25 protein-coding genes and 1 tRNA gene are annotated in these 23,924 nt (G+C 54.0%); 6 read left to right on the forward strand and 20 right to left on the reverse strand.

From position 1 onward, the window contains the following. The first annotated feature begins 8 nt into the window (after positions 1-8). Entirely contained in the window at positions 9-953 is a 945-nt protein-coding gene (locus AAAH10_RS02180) for a glycosyltransferase family 9 protein (RefSeq protein ID WP_343560093.1), read from the forward strand. A 3-nt stretch (positions 954-956) separates the two neighbouring features. Here AAAH10_RS02180 and AAAH10_RS02185 read toward each other — a convergent pair whose 3' ends face one another. Together AAAH10_RS02185 and AAAH10_RS02190 are read right to left on the reverse strand one after the other, a co-directional pair. Continuing rightward, positions 957-1,763, reverse strand: coding sequence for a glycosyltransferase family 2 protein (locus AAAH10_RS02185; RefSeq protein ID WP_343560095.1), 807 nt, complete (start codon positions 1,761-1,763; stop codon positions 957-959). A gap of 18 nt (positions 1,764-1,781) precedes the next feature. After that, the gene (locus AAAH10_RS02190) at positions 1,782-2,738 is read right to left on the reverse strand and encodes a glycosyltransferase family 9 protein (RefSeq protein ID WP_343560097.1); all 957 of its coding nucleotides are present in this window, start codon (positions 2,736-2,738) and stop codon (positions 1,782-1,784) included. 129 nt (positions 2,739-2,867) lie between these two features. On the opposite strand from AAAH10_RS02190, the gene ygfZ reads away from it, so the two are divergent. Further along, entirely contained in the window at positions 2,868-3,791 is a 924-nt protein-coding gene (ygfZ, locus tag AAAH10_RS02195) for a CAF17-like 4Fe-4S cluster assembly/insertion protein YgfZ (RefSeq protein ID WP_343560099.1), read from the forward strand. Between the two features lies 1 nt (position 3,792). Here the strand turns inward: ygfZ and AAAH10_RS02200 are convergent, their stop codons facing one another. Both AAAH10_RS02200 and AAAH10_RS02205 read right to left on the reverse strand, forming a co-directional pair. Further along, positions 3,793-4,125, reverse strand: a complete 333-nt coding sequence (locus AAAH10_RS02200) for a DMT family transporter (protein WP_343560101.1) — start codon at positions 4,123-4,125, stop codon at positions 3,793-3,795. Positions 4,126-4,170: 45 nt separating this feature from the next. Continuing rightward, complete coding sequence (locus tag AAAH10_RS02205; RefSeq protein WP_343560104.1) at positions 4,171-4,701, reverse strand: molybdopterin-guanine dinucleotide biosynthesis protein A; 531 nt, start codon at positions 4,699-4,701, stop codon at positions 4,171-4,173. A gap of 173 nt (positions 4,702-4,874) precedes the next feature. Between AAAH10_RS02205 and AAAH10_RS02210 the strand changes: the two genes are divergently transcribed. After that, on the forward strand, positions 4,875-5,681 hold the full coding sequence (locus AAAH10_RS02210) for an NAD kinase (RefSeq protein ID WP_343560106.1): 807 nt from the start codon (positions 4,875-4,877) through the stop codon (positions 5,679-5,681). A gap of 167 nt (positions 5,682-5,848) precedes the next feature. Here AAAH10_RS02210 and AAAH10_RS02215 read toward each other — a convergent pair whose 3' ends face one another. After that, complete coding sequence (locus tag AAAH10_RS02215; protein WP_343560108.1) at positions 5,849-6,070, reverse strand: hypothetical protein; 222 nt, start codon at positions 6,068-6,070, stop codon at positions 5,849-5,851. A gap of 180 nt (positions 6,071-6,250) precedes the next feature. Here AAAH10_RS02215 and AAAH10_RS02220 point away from each other — a divergent pair, with 180 nt between their 5' ends. After that, entirely contained in the window at positions 6,251-7,183 is a 933-nt protein-coding gene (locus tag AAAH10_RS02220) for a transcriptional regulator GcvA (RefSeq protein ID WP_343560110.1), read from the forward strand. 85 nt (positions 7,184-7,268) lie between these two features. Further along, positions 7,269-7,353: transfer RNA gene (locus AAAH10_RS02225), tRNA-Leu, on the forward strand. 3 nt (positions 7,354-7,356) lie between these two features. Here the strand turns inward: AAAH10_RS02225 and AAAH10_RS02230 are convergent. From AAAH10_RS02230 to miaA, 13 genes are all read right to left on the reverse strand, one after another. Continuing rightward, positions 7,357-7,605 (reverse strand): hypothetical protein, encoded by a 249-nt coding sequence (locus AAAH10_RS02230; protein WP_343560112.1) that lies wholly within the window; start codon positions 7,603-7,605, stop codon positions 7,357-7,359. Between the two features lie 75 nt (positions 7,606-7,680). After that, a complete protein-coding gene (locus AAAH10_RS02235; RefSeq protein WP_343560114.1) occupies positions 7,681-8,010 on the reverse strand; it encodes a PilZ domain-containing protein in 330 nt (109 codons plus the stop codon). A 157-nt stretch (positions 8,011-8,167) separates the two neighbouring features. Next, entirely contained in the window at positions 8,168-8,926 is a 759-nt protein-coding gene (locus AAAH10_RS02240) for a competence/damage-inducible protein A (RefSeq protein ID WP_343560116.1), read from the reverse strand. Between the two features lie 91 nt (positions 8,927-9,017). Continuing rightward, on the reverse strand, positions 9,018-9,431 hold the full coding sequence (locus tag AAAH10_RS02245; protein WP_343560118.1) for a hypothetical protein: 414 nt from the start codon (positions 9,429-9,431) through the stop codon (positions 9,018-9,020). A gap of 138 nt (positions 9,432-9,569) precedes the next feature. Continuing rightward, positions 9,570-10,748 (reverse strand): rod shape-determining protein RodA, encoded by a 1,179-nt coding sequence (rodA, locus tag AAAH10_RS02250; protein ID WP_343560120.1) that lies wholly within the window; start codon positions 10,746-10,748, stop codon positions 9,570-9,572. Next, on the reverse strand, positions 10,748-12,658 hold the full coding sequence (mrdA, locus tag AAAH10_RS02255) for a penicillin-binding protein 2 (protein WP_343560122.1): 1,911 nt from the start codon (positions 12,656-12,658) through the stop codon (positions 10,748-10,750). The genes rodA and mrdA overlap by 1 nt, the downstream gene beginning before the upstream one ends. 12 nt (positions 12,659-12,670) lie before the next feature. Then, the gene (gene mreD, locus AAAH10_RS02260) at positions 12,671-13,183 is read right to left on the reverse strand and encodes a rod shape-determining protein MreD (RefSeq protein WP_343560124.1); all 513 of its coding nucleotides are present in this window, start codon (positions 13,181-13,183) and stop codon (positions 12,671-12,673) included. A gap of 40 nt (positions 13,184-13,223) precedes the next feature. Then, a complete protein-coding gene (gene mreC / locus AAAH10_RS02265; RefSeq protein WP_343560126.1) occupies positions 13,224-14,117 on the reverse strand; it encodes a rod shape-determining protein MreC in 894 nt (297 codons plus the stop codon). Positions 14,118-14,480: 363 nt separating this feature from the next. Next, positions 14,481-15,518: a rod shape-determining protein gene (locus AAAH10_RS02270; protein WP_343560128.1), complete on the reverse strand. Its 1,038-nt coding sequence runs from the start codon at positions 15,516-15,518 to the stop codon at positions 14,481-14,483. Positions 15,519-15,904: 386 nt separating this feature from the next. Further along, positions 15,905-16,924 (reverse strand): ketol-acid reductoisomerase, encoded by a 1,020-nt coding sequence (gene ilvC, locus AAAH10_RS02275; RefSeq protein ID WP_343560130.1) that lies wholly within the window; start codon positions 16,922-16,924, stop codon positions 15,905-15,907. A gap of 230 nt (positions 16,925-17,154) precedes the next feature. Then, positions 17,155-17,670 carry an acetolactate synthase small subunit gene (gene ilvN / locus AAAH10_RS02280; RefSeq protein WP_343560132.1) on the reverse strand — a complete coding sequence of 172 codons (516 nt, stop codon included), beginning with the start codon at positions 17,668-17,670 and terminating at the stop codon, positions 17,155-17,157. A gap of 80 nt (positions 17,671-17,750) precedes the next feature. Next, positions 17,751-19,514 carry an acetolactate synthase 3 large subunit gene (locus AAAH10_RS02285; protein WP_343560134.1) on the reverse strand — a complete coding sequence of 588 codons (1,764 nt, stop codon included), beginning with the start codon at positions 19,512-19,514 and terminating at the stop codon, positions 17,751-17,753. Between the two features lie 261 nt (positions 19,515-19,775). Continuing rightward, positions 19,776-20,723 (reverse strand): tRNA (adenosine(37)-N6)-dimethylallyltransferase MiaA, encoded by a 948-nt coding sequence (miaA, locus tag AAAH10_RS02290; RefSeq protein WP_343560136.1) that lies wholly within the window; start codon positions 20,721-20,723, stop codon positions 19,776-19,778. A gap of 169 nt (positions 20,724-20,892) precedes the next feature. On the opposite strand from miaA, the gene serB reads away from it, so the two are divergent. Next, positions 20,893-21,813: a phosphoserine phosphatase SerB gene (serB, locus tag AAAH10_RS02295; RefSeq protein WP_343560138.1), complete on the forward strand. Its 921-nt coding sequence runs from the start codon at positions 20,893-20,895 to the stop codon at positions 21,811-21,813. A gap of 79 nt (positions 21,814-21,892) precedes the next feature. On the opposite strand, the gene AAAH10_RS02300 is transcribed toward serB, so the two are convergent. Beyond that, positions 21,893-23,389: a DegQ family serine endoprotease gene (locus AAAH10_RS02300; RefSeq protein ID WP_343560140.1), complete on the reverse strand. Its 1,497-nt coding sequence runs from the start codon at positions 23,387-23,389 to the stop codon at positions 21,893-21,895. A gap of 274 nt (positions 23,390-23,663) precedes the next feature. Next, positions 23,664-23,852 (reverse strand): DUF2065 domain-containing protein, encoded by a 189-nt coding sequence (locus tag AAAH10_RS02305; protein WP_343560141.1) that lies wholly within the window; start codon positions 23,850-23,852, stop codon positions 23,664-23,666. Positions 23,853-23,924: the final 72 nt, after the last annotated feature.

Here is a 23,924-nt window from a genome sequence, read left to right on the forward strand (position 1 = left end):
CCCTGTTCATGCCTGATCAAACGCTCAACAAAATCCTGATCATCAAGCTTTCGGCCTTTGGAGACTTCGTGCTCTCCATCCGTTCCTTTCAGGCCATAAGAGCACACCATCCGCGGGCTCACATCACGCTTCTGACCACCACGCCTTTTGTCAGGCTGGCGCAATCAAGCGGTCTGTTTGATAAGATTGAAGTGGATGAACGCCCCCGCGGCCTTCAGATCGGAAAGTGGTTGCGCCTGAGAAAATGGCTGAACAACAACCGCTTTGATCGGGTCTATGACCTCCAGCGCAACGACAGAAGCGCCAGCTATTTCCGCCTTCTCTCTCCCAGGCCGGAATGGGTCGGCAAGGTCAAGGGCTGTTCCCACTGCCAGATGATTCCGGATGGAACGGTCATCAAGGTAACAGTGCGCGAGGACCAGCAACTTGCTCTCGCCGGAATTCAGAACAATCCCCTGCCGGACATGTCCTTCATCACCGCCGATATCTCCGGCCTGAACCTGCCGGAACGTTTTGCTGTGCTTGTTCCCGGAGGCGCCCCGCATCGTCCGGACAAGCGATGGCCTGCAGAACACTTCGCCGCGTTGGCCCGCTCCATCACACAGCTCGCCGCCAGGGACATCACGCCTGTCCTTCTCGGCACCAAAGCCGAAAGAGCGGAATGCGACGCCATTGCCTCGACCTGCCCCCAGGCACTCAATCTTTGTGGACAGACATCGCTGGAACAGATTGCCGTCCTCGCCAGACGTGCTCTCTTTGCCGTTGGTAACGACACCGGCCCCATGCACATGCTGTCGACCAATGGCTGCCCGGTTCTGGTCCTCTATTCAAAGGCCTCTGATCCCCGGAAAATTCATCCCATCGGCCCGGATGTCCACTGTCATCAGGTGGATGATCTCGCACAGCTGGGCCCGGAAGAGGTTCTCGAACGACTGCCCTTTTCAACCGTCTGATCGTCAGGACTTCCGGCTGCTCTCGATTTTCGCTCTGATGGCTTCTTCCTCATAAAGAGCCTTGAGATGGGAAACCATCGGATAGAGCGCTGCAAAGGTTGCAATCAAAAAGCCGTAGCCACCTTCCCTGTAGCCCTTGCGGGACACAAAGCAGCGCCAGAAGCGACTGACAATCCTGCGGGTGTTGTTCAAGGTGGACCCCACCTTGCCACTTTCAACCAGATCCATCGCCCTTGCCGTCGTGTAGGAATCAAAACGGCGGATCATATCGGAAATGTTGGTGTCAACAAAATGGGTGATCCTGTGGGTCAAACGCCGCCCCTTGCGCGCACCATCAGCCCAGATCAGGCTGGGGTGAACACGTTCGCTCCCCCAGGTTTTGATCCCCTTCCTGCAGAGTCTGGAAACAGAAGCCGTTCCAAACTGGGCTCCCCATCCATAGCGAACGCAACGCTCGCCAATATAGTTGTCAACAGGCAGAAGATAGTAATCGGCATCCGGGTTCGCGATGGTTTCCCGGATTTCCACAGCCAGTTCGGCAGACAGCCACTCATCAGCATCCATTTCGAGAATCCACTCGCCCCTGCACAGTGCATTGCCTGCGTTGCGCCTGTCCCCTTCAATGGGCCAGCCTCCCTCCAGAAGACGGCATCCGAATTCTTCCGCAATGGCTCTGGTCCCGTCAGTACAGCGATCCAGAACCACGACAATTTCGTCGCAGAAGGTCAGTCGCTCCAGACAGGGCCTCAACCTTTTTTCCTCGTTGTGCACAACCAGAAGCGCAGAGAGCTGAACAGGAGTATCGGACATGTTGCTCATTCCATCTCGTCAGGATTTGCTGTGTCTGGAAATCATGCTGCGCGCCGCTTCCAGAACCTTTTCAAGGGTCAGGTTCACCATATAGCTCACAGGCTTGTGGCGATCATAATCGGGCGCAGAAACAATTTCATCAAAGCTTTCAGGCGTTCTGACCCACTGGGCCTTCTCACCCCAGGGATGATACCGCACTTCAGAGCTGGGCCCGAAGAGGCCGAGCGTCGGGATATCACAGGCTGCAGCCAGATGCATCAGACCGGAATCATTCCCGATATAATAGGCGCATCGCTTGAGGCAGGCGGCCGCTTCTCCGAGATCGGTCTTTCCAACCAGGTCAATCAATTGCTCTTCAGGAAAGGCTTCGAGAACATTCTCGATCTGTTCGCGCTCCCCCGCCGCTGCAAAGACAGCAATCCTCGCCCCGGCAAGAGGGCCGGCCTCCTCTGTCAAAGCTCTGGCAAGGGCAACAAAACGTTCCGACGGCCATTGCTTTCCATGCCAGTTGGCAGCAGGCCCCAAAGCCAGAACAGTTTCACCCTCCGCAATCCACTGCGCCGATTTGCTTTCATCCTCTTTCGAGAACCAGGCCACAGGATCCGGCATTTTTCCTCCCGGCATGAGATCAGCCAGTTCGGCGACCCTGTGACGGCTCCTGTCCTTGTATGGAGCAACCAAATGTTTCCTGGTCCAGAGAACGTGCCCAATCACTGTCCTGCGCATGTCCACGACAACATCCCACCGCTGCCAGCCAACCTGCTTCCACAGCCTGAACCAGTGCGCGTGACAACGTTCCTTTTTCAGGACAATCAGTTTTCTGAGACCGGGAACAGCCTTGTAGAGGCTGGATGACGCGCGCCCGGCGACCACAGTCACCTCGGGATTGTCGCTTTGCGCAATCAGGTGAGCCAGCAGGCCATTGTTCAAAACGGCATCGCCCACGTTGTTCGAGGTAATAAAAAGAATACGCATGGGCCTGAAAGCCCCTTTGGCTCTATGAAAAGAATATCTTCACAAGGCTTATAAGGCTTGGGACTTTGATTTCCAAGCCTCAAGCCTTATATAGTTAAAAACTCTGTACTTTTCCCAGGAAGCGTATCCATGTCTGCAAGCGCCCCCTCTACCCCCGTGATCATTGAGCTGCCGGATCGCGGCGCCCTGAAAATATCCGGAGCAGACGCAGAAGACTTTCTTCAGGGACTGGTCTCGCAGGATGTGCAAAAGGTTACAGAATCCCGAAGTCTCTGGTCCGCATTCCTGACACCACAGGGGAAGTATCTGCATGATTTTTTCCTGATTCGCGCAACAGATGGTGCTTTCCTTCTTGAAGGAGAAGCAGACCGTCTGCCCGATCTGCTCAAACGCCTGAAACTTTACAAACTGCGCAGCAAGGTTGAACTGGAAAACCTTTCCGGGACTCACACTGTACTGGCCCTTGTCGGGCAGGGCATCCCGGAACAGCTGGAACTTTCTCCCGACGTCGGAGCCACCCGCCATGACAGCAGCAGTGAAGCCACAGTCCTGATCGACCCCCGTCACAGGGACATGGGGGCCCGTGTGTTGCTCCCCAGTGAAAAGGCAGAGGATTTTCGGAACCGGCTCGGACTTCCGGCTGGTTCCCGCGAGGACTATGACAGAGTGCGCATTGCACTCGCCCTGCCTGACGGACGCCGTGATCTCCAGCCCGACAAGGCGCTCCTGCTGGAAAACGGGTTCGACGAGCTCGGGGGCGTGGACTGGAAAAAGGGATGTTTTATCGGACAGGAACTGACCGCGCGGACAAAGTACCGCGCCCTGCTCAAGAAGCGCCTCGTCACGGTTCAATCCCTTGACGGAAGCGATCTGGAAAGCGGTTCAACGGTCACGCTGAACGAAAAGAATGTCGGCGAGGTCATGAGCGTTGCCGGACCGGCAGGTTTGGCCCTGATGCGCCTGAATGCCATTGAAGCACCGGAAGCGGAACTCTCCTCCAATGGTCATCCCGTCAGAATCTGCGTTCCGGACTGGCTTGTATTGCCAGCCTGATCTAGTGGGAGCCCATGTTCGAAAAGCCGTTCAGAATCACCACTCCGCCAATGATCATGCCCATTCCTGCAATACCGGGCCAGTCGAGCTTCTGATCAAAAAGCACCACTCCGGCCAGGGCAACCAGGGTGATCCCCACCCCTGACCAGACGGCATAAACCAGCCCGATGGGCAGGTGTCGCACCAGCAGGGACAGCAGATAAAAGGCGCAACCATAGCCCAAAACGACAATCACGCTCGGCCAGAAGCGCGTGAACCCGTCAGCATATTTGAGGGCCATTGTGCCAACAAGCTCACACAAAATGGCAAGTGCCAGCATCACATAAACGTTCATTGCTCACATTCCCGCCTTGCCATTCAAGGATGACACAGGTTTACATCACTCAAGGATAATCTGGTGCGTCAGTTCACGACCGTTGGAAATTGTGACCTGCTCAAACCCCATCAGTTTCATCAGGTCCAGAAAGGTAAAGATCTCTTCGGCTCCCAGTTCCTGAACAACAGGCAGGGTCCTGATCAGGGAGGTCATGTTGGCCAGAATGGCGCGCATGCGAAACAGTGTATCGAAACGACCATCAACCAGCCCGATAATAATCAGTTTCTGCCCGTCCGCACCCTTCGCAAACATGGCTGCCTGGGGAGGATAGGCGTTCTCGCTGTTGGCCTGGGCAACAGAGCTGACAAAAGCCAGACGGGATTTGCGGTTGGCTGCAGGGTGCGATCCGGTTCTGGCCTTGTAAATCTCGATCGTCTTCGCTTCGGGATAGTAGTATCCCGAATGTCCCAGCTTTTCGACCTTCACCAGTGTCGGGCTCAGATCGGAGGAATGCGCCGGCGTCCCGAAGACCAGAAAGACCAGGGAAAGAGCCATCAGCACCAGCATGCCAAAGGCCTTCTCTCTGACAGCCATAACCTGTATCCCGGCGGAAGAATTTTGACGCACAGTTTTGCTCCCCTTTGAGAAAATCAAACGAACCAACGTTTTTTGGTTTCCAAACACCTTTACACGTCAAAGCAAAATGAGCAATGCTTTCAAGGTCATCCACTTCAAAGCCTGTCCAGTTCGTTCAGAAAGCCCGTTTCATGCAAGAGAGCCTTCACGCAGAAGACACCTTTTCACTTGGCGCCTCGCCCAAACTGGCTTTTGTTGCGTCCGACAGTGAAAAGGCCGAACTTGCCCTGGACGAGCTCTCAACCACCTACGATGCCGTTCCTCCCGAAGAGGCTGACGTGATCGTTGCACTGGGGGGCGACGGCTTCATGCTGGAAACCCTCCACCGCTATATGACACTGGATACTCCCATCTACGGCATGAACAGGGGAAGTGTCGGCTTTCTGCTCAACCAGTTCAATCCGACCGGTTTGCTGGATCGCCTGTCCTCCGCACAGCACATTGTTCTCCATCCGCTGGAAACAAAGGTCACAACACTGGATGGACAGGAACACAGTGCCCTGGCCATCAACGAGGTCTCTGTCCACCGCGAGGTTCGACAGGCTGCAAAGGTCAGTGTCCACGTTGACGGCGTCCTGAGAATGGAAGAACTCGTCTGTGACGGGGTCATTCTGGCCACACCCGCAGGCAGCACAGCCTACAACCTCTCCGCCCATGGTCCTATCGTTCCGCTTGGCGCGAAACTTCTGGCTCTCACACCGATCTCCGCCTTCCGCCCGAGACGATGGAGAGGCGCCCTTCTTCCGGACAGGGCAATTGTTCGCCTGAAGGTTCTGGAAGCAGACAAGCGTCCGGTTTCTGCTGCGGCCGATTTCACGGAAATCCGCGGGGTCTCCGAAGTGACCATCCGCGAGGCAAGCGATCTCAGACTGCGCCTGCTTTTTGACCCGGAACACAATCTGGAAGAACGCATTATCCGCGAGCAGTTCCTGCCATAAAAAAAGCCCGGCTTGAAGCCGGGCGTAGGGTACCATCGTTCAGACAAAAAACGATCGGTATAAGCAGAGAAAACAACCTGTTCCTAACCCAGGGGGGAATGAGGCTACTGACCGGGCTGTTTATGTGTGCGCACCGTCCCACCAAGGATAAGTGCGCACAACATTCCTTAAGCGCAGAAACCGACGTCGCGCTTGATGTGACGTTCCATGGCAGCCATGTCATCCGCCATACGAATACGTTTCTCCCACACCCACAGGGCGTTGAATGGCAGCATGATAAGCTGAAGAACCGCTGTCCGCGCCGTTTCAAGGAGTTCACGCTCTGGTGTAAAAGCTGCTTGAATGGTGGCGAAGTCAGATGGGCGTTTGTCCACATGAATCATGGTCATGATCTTTCCTCCGTACCTTTAAACATTTCGAATCAGAGACTTAGTCCTAAGACAATTTGTCCTGTCCCTGTGATTAAGAAGTTAGGATCAATTGCGCGCATCTACAAACGATGATATTTCATTTGTTTGATTAGTTATTTTTATGCGAAAGCAAAAAACGCCCCGGAAAGGACCCCTTCCGTGCTCAGACCCCTCCCTCCTCTGAACGCTCTCAGAGCCTTTGAAGCTGCGGCGCGTCATCTGTCCTTTACCCGGGCTGCCGAAGAGCTTTTTGTGACCCAGGCTGCGGTGAGCCACCAGATCAAGACGCTTGAGGAGCATCTGGGGATCACGCTTTTCAAGCGTTTCAACAGAAAGCTGCAACTCACCAACGAAGGCGAAGCCCTTCTTCCCGCAGTCAGCGAAGCCTTTGACATCATCAAGCAGACCACACAGAAACTCTATGACGGCGGGGCTCTGGGACCTCTCAAGGTTTCGGTCATGCCATCCTTTGCCTCGTCCTGGCTGCTTCCACGCCTGCCGAATTTCCGCAAGAAGCATCCGGATATCGACGTGCATGTTCTGGCCCAGGATGAACTGGTCCGGTTCTACAGGGATGACGTCGATATCGCAGTCCGTTTTGGCACCGGTGACTATCCCGGCCTTCGCGTTGACTGGATGATGGGCGACAGCTATCGTGTCCTCTGCAGTCCCGAACTGGCCGACAGCGCCAACCCCATTCGCGTCCCGGAGGATTTGAAACATCACACCCTGTTACACGATGATGTCGGGGATGAACCGGCAGCCAATGACTGGAAACGCTGGGCTTCGCTGGCAAAAGCGGAGCAGATTCGCCCGGAACGCGGGCCCGGTTACAGTCATTCCAACCTGATTCTGGAAGCAGCCATCTTCGGACAGGGCGTTGCCCTGGGACGAACCTCCCTGGCCTATGACCATCTCAGGGCAGGACGACTGATCTGCCCGTTTGGACCGGAGCTGCCTTCCACCTATTCCTACTACGTGGTCTCCCCGATCAGCACATCCGAGCTGACAAAGATTCGCCTTTTCCGCGAATGGCTTCTGGAAGAAGCCACACTCTGTCGTGAAAATGACCCCATGCCCGTAAGCAAGTAAACCTGCTGCAACAAAGCTCACGAAGCGGCTTGCAAAGCGTTTTCTTTTGGGGCAAAAGTCAGAAATCAAAAGCCTTTATGCCTGTGCGGGCGTGGTGAAATTGGTAGACACAAGGGACTTAAAATCCCTCGACTTCGGTCATGCCGGTTCAAGTCCGGCCGCCCGCACCAATATTAGTCACTCAAAATCCAAATACCTCTTGGAAACTCTGTAGCAAGCATAATCTTTTTCTGCTTTCTCAAAGCAGTTGCTGCCCAACGCATGTCATATTGCCAAGAATAAAATAATTCATCTTTTTCTGTGAGATTCTTGGAAACCTGTTTTCCCCAGATCTTTTTCGCGACTTGAGAAATCGTCGCCTTACCATTCAATTCATTTAAAGCTTCAACAACCCAATCAATTAAAACTTCTCTTCCAGACATCAATTCAGCTCCCAAAAAACAAGAGGTAGCATTTTGATTGCATCGTCAGGAAAATCAACCTTTATGAGAATAACATTAAGCGTGCAGGCTTCTCATGTTTTCGGCATCAAGCAGGCGGGACAAACGCTGGGCGACCTGTTCCGGTTCAACCTTGAAGCGCAAACCGACGCGTTTGTTGTGACGCCAGACCACTTCTCCGCCAAAATGGACAGACCCCGGCAGGATCAGGGTGACCTTGCTGTTCAGAGGCACAGTATCCTTGAGCAACACACGCACACCGGAAATGGACACATCCAGCACATCGCAGGATGTCTGAAGATCCGGTCCGAATTTCAACATACCTTCCAGCGTTGTTTCCAAACGCTTGTAGCCCCGTCGTTCACTCAGGGCGGCCTCTGCCGTCATACCCACTACTCCCCAATCAACCTGTGCCCCAACACGCAAGACAAAATCATGTCTTCGAAAGGTTTTATGCCTCATCTTTGTCACAAAGATTGTGGAAGATTTAACTCAATTTATCAACAAATGAAATAAAATTCGCTATTCGCGGGTCTTAATATTTCTATAGCGATTTATATTGTGCAGTAATCCGGTGATGTATTTCATGCAAACAGGCTGACAATTCCTGTCCTTTTGAAGAACGAACAACAATACGAACAGCAAAGCCACTGTCCGTGGCAGAGGGGTAACTGCCGATCGAAACATCCGGGAATTTTTCGGCAATCTCCCCCAGCAGTCCGGCAATCTGACCTTCCCCAACCGGAAGGGTAACCGTTTCACTCAAAACCGGAGCACCCCCCGTCAGACGCGGAGAAAGCTCTGCGAACAGGGCCTGCATGATTTTGGGAACCCCGGCCAGAACGAAAACATTTTCCATGGAAAAACCCGGGGCCGCCGTCAGCGGGTTTGGAATCAGCTCTGCACCCTTTGGCACAGAGGCCATACGCAAACGCGCACTGTTCAGCTTTTCTTCCCCGTAATAGTCCAGCAGCACGGCATAGGCATCGGGATGCTGCCACAGCTCCACCCCGAAGGCTTCAGCCACGGACTCTGCTGTAATATCGTCATGGGTCGGCCCGATCCCACCTGTCGTGAACAGAAAGTCGTATCTGTCCTTCAGGGCCAGAACAGCAGCAACGATCTCTTCCTTTTCATCGGGAACAATCCGCACCTCCGAAAGACGGATACCCCGTTCGTTCAGGGCCTGCCCCAGATAGGCCGTGTTGGCATCACGTGTCCGCCCGGACAGGATCTCGTCCCCGATGATCAGCAAGGCCGCTCTGACAACAGCCTGCTCTGAAGGGATTTCCGTTTTCTGCATGACAGCCTCTCTTCAATTCTTCCCGTACTTTTACAGAAAATGATCCGCTTTGGACCTGAAGACTGAAAAGAAAAAAGTTTCTGCTTCCGGATCAGGAGCCGTAACCCTTGCTCTCCATACAGCGGCGGAAGTGCCGTTCGCGAATGGAGTCCTCTTCCGCCCTGTCCACTTCACGCGAAAAGCTGTTAAAGCCCAAGCCACCGCCGCCGACGTTGTCAAAAACACCGGAGCGGTCATCCGCGATCCGGTTGTCATGCTCAATCAGGGCACGTGCGAAGGCATCACAGGCCGCAATGTTTTCCTGGCGCGCCTGTTCCTCTTCCGTTTTGGGAGTCAGCTGGCTGGGCAACTGATAGCTTGGTTGAGGCTCGGATGTCGCAGTTCCGCTCCCTTCCTGAATACGGTACAGATCCGGGCTGTTTGTGATCACGGCATTGTCGTCAACAGCAGGAGTACCCTGCGCGAAGGCCCCTGTTACAAAAGCCAGTGCAAAAACCGCACTCATGGAAAAAAGAGATTTCGGATGTCTGGACATAATTTGTTCTCGCTTTATTTTGTGCCCTGTCAAACTACCAAAGCAGTCCTTGTCTATTCATGTCAAAACTGTGTGAAGGAAAAACAAGAGCTTCCTGAAAAAAATCTGTCAGGCCCCTTCGACAACACCATGACGCGGTATGCGAATATCCCTGTGAACCCAGGCCGACATCACCAAGCCTATGCCAATCAGAATTGTCAGCATCACCGTTCCGCCGTATGAAATCAATGGCAAAGGCACACCGACAACCGGAACCAGCCCCATCACCATCGCCATATTGATAAAGACATAGAGGAAAAGGTTTGTCGTCAATCCCAGAGCCAGCAGGCGTGCATACTGGTTTCTGGCACGGGCAGAGATCGCCATTCCGTAGATCAGCACCAGAATATAAATCCCCAGCAGCGCAAGGGCACCGATCATCCCGAATTCCTCGGCCAGCATTGTGAAGATAAAATCGGTCTGCTTCTCCGGCAGAAAGTTCAAATGGCTCTGCGTGCCCTGCAGGAATCCCTTGCCCGAGACACCGCCAGAGCCCAGAGCAATCTTCGACTGGATGATATTGTACCCGGTTCCCAGCGGATCCTTTTCGGGATCAAGGAAGGTCAGAACCCTGTTTTGCTGGTAGGGCTTGAGGAACTGCCAGCCCACAGGGATGGCTGCCATCCCGGCCACAGCAACCAGTACGAACTTCCAGAGACGCACTCCGGCACAGAAAAAGACGGCGCCGGATGCCATGATCAACAGGACAGTCGTGCCCAGATCAGGCTGTTTCAGCACAAGCACCGAAGGCGCAGCAACCATCAACAGGGGCACAATCAGCATCAGCGGCCTGCGGATATTTTCAGCAGACACTCCATGGAAATAGCGGGCCAGAGCCATCACGATGGCAATTTTCATCAGTTCCGAAGGCTGTAACTGAATCACCCCCAGATTGATCCAGCGCTTGGCCCCCATGCCGACAGACCCCATGACCTCCACACCAATCAGCAGGATCAGGGCCCCAAAGTAGAACAGATAGCTGCATTTGAACCAGAAACGGATGTCCACAAGCGCCACAACAAGCATGATGATGCATCCTCCTGCCAGCCTGACAGCCTGACGGGACGCCCAGGGATCAAAATTGCCGTTTGCAGCAGAATAAAGCATTCCAAGACCGATCCCCGACAGGGTCAGCACCAGCAGAACCAGCCCCCAGTTGATCTGCAAAAGCTTTTGCAGAAGGCTCATGTTCTCGTGCTTGTGTCCGACGATGGCACCACGGCTTCCGGGATGAACTTTGACCGGCATCAGGCTTCCTCCCCGTCATTGTCATCCTCACGGGGCGATGCATCTTCATTCAGCGGGAAAGGCTGCAACTCAGCAGAGCGCCGCCGCTGAACCTCGCGCAGGATGTCACTGCAGATCGGTCCGGCAACTTTCGAACCACTCCCCCCGTGCTCGACAATAACAGCGCAGGCATAGCGGGGTTTGTGCATGGGCGCGAAACCGACGAAGAGCGCATGATCCCGTCGACGCCACGGCAGGTCCTCGTTGCGGAAAACTCCGGCCTGACGTTCTGCCAGAGTGATTCTGCGAACCTGGGATGTGCCTGTCTTTCCGGCCATTTCCCATCCCTCTTCACGAATTCTGGCTCTGTAGGCTGTCCCCCGGGGATTGTTTACAACTTCGTCCATTCCCTGGAAGACCATGCGCAGGTGCTCCGGATTCAGACCAAGGTCCTCGAATTCCGGGACCGGATAGGCAACACGCCTGTTGCCCTCACGATAGCCACGCGCCAGACGGGGCACCACCTTCTTGCCACCGGACGCCAGTCTCGCCGTCATGACAGCAAGCTGCAGAGGTGTCGCAAGAACGTACCCCTGGCCGATTGAAGCAATCAGTGTTTCGCCAACCTGCCAGGGTTCGCCAATGTTTGCTTCCTTCCAGGCCCGTGTCGGGATCACGCCACCCTTTTCGCCTGGCAGATCAAGTCCGACAGGCTGTCCCAGGCCCAGCCTGTTTGCCATGGCGGCAATCTTGTTGATACCGATCCGGCGCGAAACATCATAGTAATAGATGTCACAGGAGTGCTGCAGCGACTCAATCAGGTTCATGCGCCCATGGCCGCCCCGTTTCCAGCAGTGGAAACGGGCATTGCCAAGGCGGGTGAAACCATTGCAATAGACCGTGTGACTGTGTGCACCGATCCCTTCTTCCATCGCAGCCAGTGCCACCAGCATCTTAAAGGTTGAGCCCGGCGCATAGAGCCCCGCAATCGCCTTGTTGGTCAACGGGAACATCGGATTGTTGATCAGCGAGCTCCACTGTTTGGAACTCAAGCCAAGATTAAAGGCGGCAGGATCAAAGGAAGGGATCGAGCCCAAAGCCAGCACGTCACCATTTTCAATGTCCATCACAACCGCTGCTGCTGACTGTTCACTCAACAAACGCTGGTGCACGAAGGTTTGCAATCCGGCATCCAGTGTCAGGATGATTTCCTTGCCGGAGGTCCCCTCCTGCCTTCGCAGTTCGCGGATTTCACGCCCATAGGCATTGATCTCGACTTCCTTGGTCCCGGCACTGCCGCGCAGGGCATCATCGTGCAGCTTCTCGATACCGTTCTTGCCAATACGGAAGCCCGGAAGCTCCAGGAGCGGATCCCCATTGAGATCCTTTTCTGAAACGGACGCCACATAGCCCAGAACATGCGCCATATCAGCACCGTAAGGGTAATCACGCGTGTTCCCGCGATCAATGGAAATACCTGGCAGATCACCAATCAGGGCTTCAATGGAGGCCACCTGCGACCAGCTCAGATTTTCCTTCACCGTGACAGGAACAAAGGCTCTCTTGCGCTTCATATCCCGTTCGATCCGGCGACGGTCAGACCCGGTGATGGGGATAAGCTGCCCCAGCCGTCTCAGGGTTTCTGCAATGTCCGGCGTCTGTTCCCGCACGATAACCACACGATAGTTGTCCCGGTTGTCCGCAAGGGGCGTTCCGAAACGATCCAGAATCTTTCCACGCTCCGGCGGAAGAAGGCGCAGGGAAATCCTGTTGTCCTCAGCAAGGGTCTTGTACTTTTCCCCTTCGATGACCTGCAGATAATAAAGGCGCCCGACCAGGGTGCTCAAAAGGGCAATCTTCGCACACCCCAGCATCAGCGCCCGGCGCCCGAATACCTTGTGACGATCCTGATCTTCATTGATCATGGACATGCGGAGATCACCTCAGACTTTCAAAACAGTGCGCTGAACCAGAACAAAGATCCAGGTCACAAAAGGATAAAAGGCTGTTGTGACCAGAACACGGAAGGCCGCTGAAGAATACTCCAGAACGCCATCCGTCAAAAGCCACACCAGCACCCACTCGAGCGCAATGGCAAACCCGATCAGGATCGAAAACGCCAGCCAGAGAACCCAGAAGGACCCCGCCAGCAAAAACCGTCTCTGACTGTCGACAACCAGCTGGAAAATCAGAATGACCAGGGCACCAACACCGACAAAACCGCCGGTAATGATGTCTGCAATCACAGCAAGGGCAAAGGATCCCCACACCGGCATCAGATCCGGCCTGTGCAAAACCCAGTAGAAGACAGCAATCAGCAGAAAAGACGGAGAAATCGGGGCAAAATGCGGAACATGAAAGGGGATTGCACCAAACACCACCAGAAGCAGTGTCAGCACAAAGGGGCACACCCCGCGCCCCCAGTTATCCATCCGTTGCCAAAAAGAAAGTCTCACTGTTCAGATGAACCCGTTCGTTCCGAAGCCCTGGCTTCATTCATTCTGCGGATGAGACCTGATTCTGCCTTTCCACTGCAGGATTCAGAACATCCAGACGAAGAGCCAGACCATAGTCCTCAATTCGCAGGAAGTCCATTTTATCCCACTCGGCAAATGGTTTTACACGAATAATTCCGTTCACAATGCCGGAAACGGTTCCGATCGGCAGCCCCGGTTCGAAAACACCACCATGTCCGGAGGTGTAAACCAGATCACCCTTTCTGAGCGAAACAGTCCGGTCCAGATGACGCAACCCCGGCGCAGGAGAGTTGTCACCAGCCAGAATCGCACGATGGCGTTCCGTACCGACCAGCACCGGAATACGGCTGCTGATATCCGTGATCAAAACAACCCGTGATGAACTGCGCCCCACTTCGCTGACACGACCAGCCAGACCATGCCCTGTCATGGCAATCTGCCCTTTGCGAACACCGTCATTCTGGCCTGCACTGACAACCACAGAACGGACAAAGCTGCCCCCCTGATCTGCAACAACGCGTGCAGCAACAGATCTGGGAGCCGCATCGCCTGACATGTTCAGCAAGGTCCGCAGTGCTTCGTTCTCGCCCTCAAGCCGGGCTGCAGCAATCTGCCAGCTGCGCAGAGCCTCGTTCTGGCGGCGCAGTTCGGCGTTTTCCGATTTCAGCGCAACATAGTTCTGGGCGGTTTCGATTGCATCATTGAAAACGATAACCGGGCGGGACAGACCTTCCATGACAGGCGTGACAGAATCAACAATCGCCACACGCACAGCCATCAGGGACGGGTTGCCCACCTTGGTCAGGGCAATCAAAACAATTGAAAAAAGCAGCAGAATCAAAAAGGCAAAACGCTGGAGCCAGGCACGCAAGGGGGTTTCTGCAAAGTTGAATGAACCAACTCTTTTATTCACACGATGTCCCCTTTTCCATTTCGGCTGCGTGCCGGGCCAAGTAAATCTTCCCGAAACAGATCAGTGCAGACTGTTCAGGGGCCGCCCCTTCACTTCAGCTGATCTGAATCTTAACGTAATGACAGTGTTTTTTAACCTATAAAAAGAAAAAAAACCATTAACAAATTCACCAAAAAACACTGATAATCCAAGATATTTTTATGAAATTGTCTCTATATAGGAACACATAAATATCACAGGTTTTACCTTGCGGGGCGTAAAGGTTAACAAAAAACTCACCCTTTTTTCCGGACAGATCCCCAAGCAAAAAGGCTTCCCCGAAGAGAAGCCTTTCAAAACCTTTGGTCATTCCGGAGAATGAAATTAGTACATCTGAATCAAAACGTTATTCAAAGTACGCATCTCTTCAAGGCAGCGCCCTGTTCCCAGTGCCACACAGCTCAGAGCGTCGTCTGCGATAGAAACCGGCAGACCTGTTGAGGCCCGCAGAACAAAGTCGAGATTGTTCAGCAAACCACCGCCACCGGTCAGAACAATACCCTTGTCGACGATATCCGCAGCCAGTTCAGGCGCCGTGTGCTCAAGAGCGACCTTGACGGCTTCAACGATTGCACCGACGGGCTCTGCCAGAGCCTCTGCAATCTGGCGCTCGGAAATAACCAGTTCCTTGGGAACGCCGTTCATCAGGTCGCGACCCTTTATTTCCATGATTTTGCCTTCGCCGTCTTCAGGCGGACAGGCAGAACCGATTTCCTTTTTGATGCGTTCGGCAGACCCTTCACCAACAAGCAGGTTATGGTTGCGACGGATATAGGCAATGATCGCCTCATCCATCTTGTCACCGCCCACACGAACGGAGCGGGAATAAACAATGCCACCCAGAGAAAGGACAGCAACCTCTGTTGTACCGCCACCGATATCGACAACCATGGAGCCTGTCGGTTCTGTCACAGGCAGACCGGCACCAATTGCGGCAGCCATCGGCTCCTCAACCAGGAAAACCTGACGCGCACCGGCACTTTCAGCAGATTCCTGAATGGCACGACGTTCAACAGCGGTTGAGCCGGACGGAACACAGATAATGATCTGCGGGCGCGCAAAGGATCCGCGACCATGCACCTTGCGGATAAAGTGCTTGATCATTTCCTCGGCAACTTCAAAGTCTGCAATAACACCATCACGCAAAGGGCGAATGGCCTGAATGTTCCCCGGGGTACGCCCCAGCATCAACTTGGCTTCATCACCGACCGCGAGAACCTGTTTCTTGCCACGGTTCTCGTGAATGGCAACAACAGATGGTTCGTTCAGAACAATCCCGCGCCCTTTCACATAAACCAGCGTGTTGGCCGTTCCAAGGTCAATGGCCATATCGGCCGAAAACATTCCAAGTAAAGAAAACATTTAAAAGCAAACCCCTAGTCGAAGGATAGGTCACACACCCTCAATGCAGATAGATCAATTCAACCCTTCTGACCAATGGCATCTCTGTGACACATACAAAGACAACAGGCCTTCAGGCAGATTTAAAACAGGATCAGAAAATCAATGATGCCCCGGCAAAGTACCCGGCAAGACGAAACAAAGACATTTCCCCCTCATTTCGCTTACCATACCCATCTTTCCGAATGGTTAAAAGGCAGAAAATAGACGAATTTAGGCAAAGATTCCGCTTTTCTCCCCGCCTCTTCATCCAATTTGAAAACAAAAAGGCGGCACCTGTTTTCACAGCCACCGCCTTTTGCAATTTCCATCAGCGCTGTTCCGGATGAACAGCAGCCCCGGAATTCCTAGTTTTTGGACTTGTCCACCAGTTTGTTGGACGCAATCCATGGCATCATCGCACGCAGGCTTGTACCCACTTCTTCAATCGGGTGTTCTGCGTTCAGGCGACGTGTTGCTTTCAGCTCAGGCTGGCCCGCCTTGTAGTCTGTCACAAACTTCTGAACAAAACGACCGGACTGGATGTCAGCAAGAACGCGCTTCATCTCGGCCTTTGTTTCTTCGGTTACGATACGCGGACCAGTTACGTAGTCGCCGTACTCAGCAGTGTTGGAGATGGAATAACGCATGTTCGCCATACCACCCTCGTACATCAGGTCAACGATCAGCTTCACTTCGTGCAGACACTCGAAGTACGCCATTTCAGGAGCATAACCTGCTTCGGTCAGTGTTTCGAAACCGGCCTTGATCAGCTCGCACAGACCACCACAGAGAACAGCCTGCTCACCGAAGAGATCGGTTTCGCACTCTTCACGGAAGGTTGTCTCGATGACACCGGAACGGCCGCCACCAATGGCAGAAGCGTAGGACAGCGCGATGTCCTTCGCGTTGCCGGAAGCGTCCTGGTAGATCGCGATCAGACAGGGAACACCACCACCCTTGACGTACTCACCACGAACAGTGTGGCCAGGGCCCTTCGGAGCAACCATGAACACGTCCAGATCCTTGCGTGGCTCGATCAGACCGAAGTGAACGTTCAGACCGTGGGCGAAAACCAGGGAAGAACCTTCCTTCAGGTTTGCAGCCAGTTCGGTTGCGTAGATCTCTGCCTGGTTTTCATCAGGAGTCAGGATCATTGTCACGTCAGCCCATGCAGCAGCTTCTGCAGGTGTCATGACTGTGAAGCCGGCACCTTCGGCCTTTGCTGCAGAACCGGAACCGGCACGCAGGGCAACACGAACGTCAGCAACACCGCTGTCTTTCAGGTTTTGAGCATGAGCGTGGCCCTGGCTACCATAGCCAACGATCACAACTTTTTTGCCTTTGATCAGATTGACGTCTGCATCACGGTCGTAATAGACACGCATTTTCTTGTCCTTCCTTAAGCTGCGCTTTTGCGCTTGCATAGTTTTCGGCCGGAGCCGAAGTGAACCATTTTTCATAGAACCCAGAACCACCGGAATGGCAGCCCCGTTTTATAAAGATGCCTGCACGCGGTTTCAGGAGATTTTCCTGCCCGGAGTACGGCATATGTAAAGACAGCAGCAACCCTGCCCGAAAAACTGCTGACGAGAAACAGATAAATAATCTGTCTGAATTAAAGCGGCTTTGCCCCGCGTGAAATCGCAACAACACCGGTCCGGCTAACATCAATCAGCCCAAGCGGTTGCATCAGATCCACAAAGACGTCCAGCTTGTCGCTCTTGCCGGTCACTTCAAAGACAAAGTGATCATGGCTGGAGTCGACAACGCTCGCGCGGAAGATATCGGCGATACGCAGAGCTTCTACACGCTTGTCACCAGTGCCTGCAACCTTCACAAGCGCCAGCTCACGCTCGACGGCCTGACCTTCCTCGCTGAGATCGCTGACCTTGCGCACAGGAACAAGTCGCGCCAGCTGTGCCTTGATCTGCGTAATGATCTGAACGGTACCGGAGGTCACGATTGTAATGCGCGAGAGGTGAGCAGAGGCCTCCACCTCGGTGACCGTCAGGCTCTCGATATTGTAGCCACGACCGGAAAAGAGGCCAATCACACGTGCCAGAACGCCCGGTTCGTTATCAACCAGAACGGCAATCGTCCGTGTCACAATCTGTGTATCTTGCGGTGTCATGTCTTTAATCCGCGCTTTCGCTAAGTTTCGTATCGTTTCTTGTCATTGTTTCCCGTTTGCTCCGGGAAAGGCACTGTCCCCTAAACCAGAACCATACCCTTTTCAGAAATTGGCTTGGCAGCCTGATCTTCCGGCCCCAGCAGCATTTCATAGTGGGCTGCACCGGACGGGATCATCGGGAAACAGTTTTCCTCCTGCGCCACACAGCAGTCAAAGAGGACAGGCTCAGGGGAATCAATCATTTCCTGGATCATGCTGTCGAGGTCTTCCAGGCGCTCGCAACGCATCCCCTTCAGGCCGAAGGAATCCGCCAGCTTGATAAAGTCCGGCAATGAATCGCTGTAGCTTTCGGAATAGCGGGAACCATGCAGCAGTTCCTGCCACTGACGCACCATCCCCATCCACTGGTTGTTCACAATGAAGATCTTCACAGGAAGCTTGTACTGGGCAATGGTTCCCAGCTCCTGCATGTTCATCATGAAGGAAGCCTCACCGGAAATATCGATAACCAGCTCGTCCCGATGCGCCCACTGGACCCCCATGGCAGCCGGGAGGCCATAGCCCATTGTTCCAAGACCACCGGACGTCATCCATTTCTTGGGTTCCTCGAAACGGAAATACTGGGCCGCCCACATCTGGTGCTGACCAACCTCTGTCGTGATGTAGGGACGGCGATCCCGTGTCAGTTCGTAGAGGCGCTTGATCGCATGCTGCGGCTTGATAATGGAATCTGTCTGACTGTAAGCCAGACAGTCACGCGCCTGCCATTCGCGGATGCGGTTCCACCAGGACTTCAGGGATGTTTCATCCAGCTTGTAACTTTTCTCTTTCCAGATCTCGAGCATGCGCTTCACGATGGAGCCCGCATCGCCAATAATCGGCAGATCAACAATGATGTTCTTGTTGACGGAGCTGGCATCAATATCGACATGGATCTTGAATGAGTCAGGCGAGAAACCGTCAACACGACCGGTCACACGATCATCAAAACGCGCACCGATGTTTACCATGACATCACAGTTGTACATGGCCAGGTTCGCTTCGTAGGTTCCGTGCATCCCCAGCATGCCAAGGAACAGCTCGTCACTGCCGGGATAGGCACCCAGTCCCATCAGCGTGTTGGTGATCGGCGCACCGGTCAGGCGAACCAGCTCGATCAGATCATCTGTCGCCGGCTGACCGGAATTGATCACCCCGCCGCCGACGTAGAAAACAGGACGCTTGGCATTGGCCAGCATTTCCATTGCCTTTTCAATCGCAGCTTCATCACCGTCGACGCGCGGCTGATAGGTCGGATGGGAAAAATCGCTCAGATCCAGATAGGTATCATCCTTGATCTGGAGAACGTCCTTCGGAAGATCGATCACCACAGGTCCCGGACGGCCTGTTGAGGCCACATGGAAGGCTTCGTGAACCACGCGGGAGAGATCGGAGGTCTCGCGGACCAGATAGTTGTGCTTGGTACAAGGGCGTGTGATGCCTGTGGTATCCGCCTCCTGAAAGGCATCATTTCCAATCAGATGTGTCGGCACCTGGCCTGTCAGACAAATCAGTGGAATTGAGTCCATGATGGCATCTGTCAGACCTGTAACGGCATTGGTGGCTCCAGGACCGGAAGTCACCAGAACAACACCGACCTTGCCGGTCGAACGCGCATAACCCTCGGCAGCATGAACAGCACCACCTTCCTGACGCACAAGAACGTGTCTGATATCATTTTGCTTGAAGAGTTCGTCATAAATCGGAAGTACAGCGCCGCCCGGATATCCGAATACGGTGTCCACGCCCTGTTCCTTCAGGGCCTTGATCAGGATGGCTGCGCCGGTCATCAATTCCGATGCCATGTAACGTTTCCTTTTCACTAAAAACTGATTCAGGTTCTGCACCAGTGCGAAGATTACCGCGTGGCAGGCAGGTGGCAACCCGAAATGTCGCATTTGAGAAATTTTCTCGCCATTGCCGCTTTGGCAACAGTCCGGCTTCAGGCGGCTGTTTTTCGACCATTCGAAAACCCCCCGCTTCTCAAAGCGCCAAATTCCGGTAAAACACCACAGAGACCTGCACCCTGCAATGCGAGCGCAAGCTACCCTCTCCAAAATGAGTGGTCAAGCACTTTGGCGAATAAAATTAAAAATTTCAGGCAAAAAACTTTCCGAAAGTTGCTCAGAAATCCATTTTGACGAAGAAAACTGGTTTCTGATCCAGGTCATCTGCCTTTTTGCATAGCGCCGGGTGTTTTGCTGGGCCAGAGGCCTGGCCTCTTCCAGGCTCAGATTCCCTCTCAAATATTCGGCCAGTTCCGGCACTCCCAGCGACTTCATGACAGGCAGATCTCCGGGCAGTTGGCGCTCCAGCAGTTTTCTCACCTCTTCCAGAGCTCCCTGCTCCAGCATCAGATCAAAGCGTCTGTTACAGTTGTCATACAGGCGCTCACGATCCGGCATCAAGGCCATGCGAACAAAATTGAACGCAGGCTCCAAAACCTGTTCCCGGCCCTTTTGATGCCAGTCACTGAGCGTCACACCGGTATGACGCCAGACCTCCCAGGCACGAACAAGGCGCTGCGTGTCCCCTGCTGTCAAACGCGAAGCTGCCTGCGGGTCAAGCTCCATGAGTCGGGCACGAAAAGCCTCCCCTCCCTCACTTCTGCACAGCGCCATTCCCTCTGCACGCACCTCTTCAGGTACGGCAGGTATCTCGGCAATGCCCTCTTCAAGAGCCTTGATATAAAGACCGGTGCCGCCGACGATAACCGGGAGCTTCCCCTGAGAAAGTCCCCGATCGATTTCAGCCAGCGCCATACCCCGCCAACGACCGGCCGAACAGCATTCAGCTCCGTCCAGAACCCCGTAAAGGCGGTGCTCGACCCGATCCAGATCCGCGCGAGGAGGACGGGCCGTCAGAACGTCAAGATCACTGTAGACCTGCATGGAATCTGCATTGATCACAATCCCGTCCAGCTCTTCCGCAATGCGAACTGCCAGACCCGACTTTCCGCTCGCTGTGGGACCGGTCAACAAAACAACGGCAGGCAAACTGGACGACTTTGACATGGAGACCTTCAACTTGAACTGTTTTCCCTGAATATTCAGATTTTTCCTACCCGGGACATGACGTTAAAGCAACCAGGCGATATAATTCGGAGTTCCAGACTATAACCGCTGAAGCCTTTGCGGACCAGCTTCGGTCACCAAGCGCCACCGGCTAACAGGATCGAGAACAATGGATGCCCTCCCCCGCTCTGAATACGCCCTGACACTGACAGCAGCACAAAACCAGAAAATCCCGGCTGATCTTCTGGAAGCAACCGGACAGCTTGTTCGCAACCAGAAACTCGCTCCTTCCGCTCCTGTCTGGCTCTCTGAAGGACAGGTCTGCGACTTCATTGTGGACATGACCCCGGATGAGAACAGGAGTCTCCTTGACGCGACCCGCCTTCTTTTGAGGGATGCCCCACTGGACTGGTGTCTTCAGCCAACAGAACACCGCCGTAAAAAAATGCTGGTGGCAGATATGGAATCCACAATCATCCCGCAGGAAATGCTGGATGAGATTGCCGAAGAACTGGGCTTTGGCGCAGAGATGAGCGAAATCACCGCTCGCTCCATGCGCGGGGAACTGAACTTTGAGGAATCCCTCCGTACAAGAGTTCAACGCCTCAAAGGTCTGGATCGGGATCAGCTGGAGCATTTCAAAAACAGCATCACCCTGCATTCAGGTGCCCGCAGTCTCATTCAGACACTCAAGGCCCATGGCGTTTTCACAGCTCTCGTATCCGGCGGCTTCACGATCTTTACAGATCATGTCCGGACGCTCTGCGGTTTTGACGAAGCCTACGCCAACACGCTGGAATTTGATGGAAACACTCTGAACGGAAAGCTCACTCCTCCCCTTCTGGGACCGGATGCAAAGCTTTCGATTGCCCGGGAACTTGCAAACCGTCAGAACATCGGGATTGAGGAGATCTGCGCTACCGGCGATGGAGCCAACGACATCCCTATGCTCAAAGCCGTGGGACTGGGCGTAGGCTATCACCCCAAGCCAATCGTTCTGAAGGCAACACCCTGGTCAGTCCGGCACGGCGATCTGACAACACTGCTCTATTTTATGGGCTACAGGAAAAGCGAAATCCTCCAAGCATAAACCCGAACACAAACAAGGGCAGATACAAAAAGGGCGCCACTCAGGGCGCCCTTTTCCATTTTCGCGAACGGATCGACCGTCAGTCTTTCAGCTTGACCGCGACCCAGGTGTGCTGCCCCTGACGATTGACCAGCAGGGTGACAACGCGATAGCCCGCGTCCTTGGCCTTTGCAATCAGGTCTTCAACATCACCGGGCGCGGAAACCTTCTCCTGATCAACCTCGATGATCAGATCACCTTCCTGAATGTTTTTCTCTGCCGCAGTTCCGGCCGGATCAATGGAAGTGACGACAACACCTTCCTGATCCTGCGAGAAGCTGTAACGCTCACGCAGCTCATTGTTCAGGGTTGCCAGGCTGATACCGATCTCGCCGATCACCTCAGTCGGAGTATTGCCTTTGGGAGGCTCCGGTTCCTGTGGAGCCGCAGCAGCCGCGACCTCATCTTCCAGTTCACCCAGCACAACAGTCAGGGTTTTGGATTTGCCCTTGCGCCAGACTTCAACCTTGACCTCCTTGCCGATTGCCGTTTCAGCAACCATGCGCGGCAGCTTGCGCATCTCCGGCACGCGACGTCCGTCGAACTTCAGGATTACATCGCCCTGCTGGATGCCGCCCTTGCCGGCCGGACCGTTCGGGTTGACTTCCGAAACCAGCGCACCGGCAGCTTCATCAAGACGCAGACCTTCAGCCAGTTCCTCGGTTACCGTCTGGATACGAACACCCAGCCAGCCCCGGCGAACCTCACCGTTCTCGCGCAGCTGGGCAACAATGTTCTCGACCAGATTGGACGGGATGGAGAAACCGATACCGACAGAGCCACCGGATGGAGAGAAGATCGCAGTGTTTACACCGACAACCTCACCTTCCATGTTGAACAGGGGACCACCAGAGTTCCCGCGGTTGATGGCGGCATCCGTCTGGATGAAATCATCATAGGGGCCGGAGCGGATATCACGGGCCCGTGCAGAGATAATCCCTGCAGAAACAGAACCGCCAAGACCGAAGGGATTGCCAATCGCAATCACCCAGTCGCCGATACGCGCATCGTCGGAATCGCCGAATTCAACAGCCGGCAGGGAAGCGGACGACTTGACCTTCAGCAGTGCCAGATCTGTGCGTTCATCACTGCCGATGACTTCAGCCTCCAGCTCTGTGCCATCCTGCATGCGGACAGACACGGCATCTGCGCCATCAATCACGTGGTGATTGGTCACAATGAAACCATCGGAATCAATGATAAAACCGGAACCCTGGGCATTGCCGCGGCGCTGCTCCGGCGGGCGTTGACCACGGCGTTCGAAAAAGTCGCGGAAAAATTCTTCAAAGTTCTCCCCCTGCGGCACCTGGGCCTGGGGTTCCTCATCAGGAGCTTCCTGAAGCGCAATGATGTTGACAACGCTCGGAAGCAGCTCCTCTGCCAGATCGGCAAAGCTCTCCGGTGCAGAACGGGCCTGCGCCAGATTGATATTCAGAGCCATCAGGACTGAAAGGAAAAGACCGAAAACCAGCATGGACTTGGGTGCCGGCTTCGATTGGGCCAGTACTCTGGCATGAGTTGTTTTAACGGAGTTCACAACGGACCTCTTCTTGCTATGACATCAGCACCCTACAGGAAAAATGATGTCAGATTATTAAACGCAACCTACCCGCAGACGGAACCTTGTATGTCAATTATGCGGTTTCCTGTCTGCCCTGGATCAAAAATCACCACAGAAAGGGGCAATAATATGGTTCGAATTCGGAAAGGTCGCGCCTTTTGTGACGAAAGATCGTCTCAATTAATCTTTGTCACAATGTCCGCCACAACAAGAGGCCTTCCTGTCACGTTACTGTGACAGGGACTGCAGATCATGAAATTTTGAGGAGCCAGAGGAAAAAAATCCCCATGGATGCTGCAACGATGCCGCCATAGCGCAAAACAAAAGGCGGCATTTCATTCATCATTTCAAGTATTTGCCGCAAACGTAACGGAAAAACAGCAATAAAAAGCCCTTCAATCACCAACATTAATGCAAGAGCTATAAGAAACTGTTCCACCGAAACCACCTCTGTTCTACTTACCTTAAGGCCGATTGTTTCAGCTCTTTTCCTGATTCGGATTTCCGTTTC

It is taken from the genome of Carbonatibacter coralli (assembly GCF_039592655.1).
GTDB lineage: Bacteria > Pseudomonadota > Alphaproteobacteria > Kiloniellales > Kiloniellaceae > Carbonatibacter > Carbonatibacter coralli.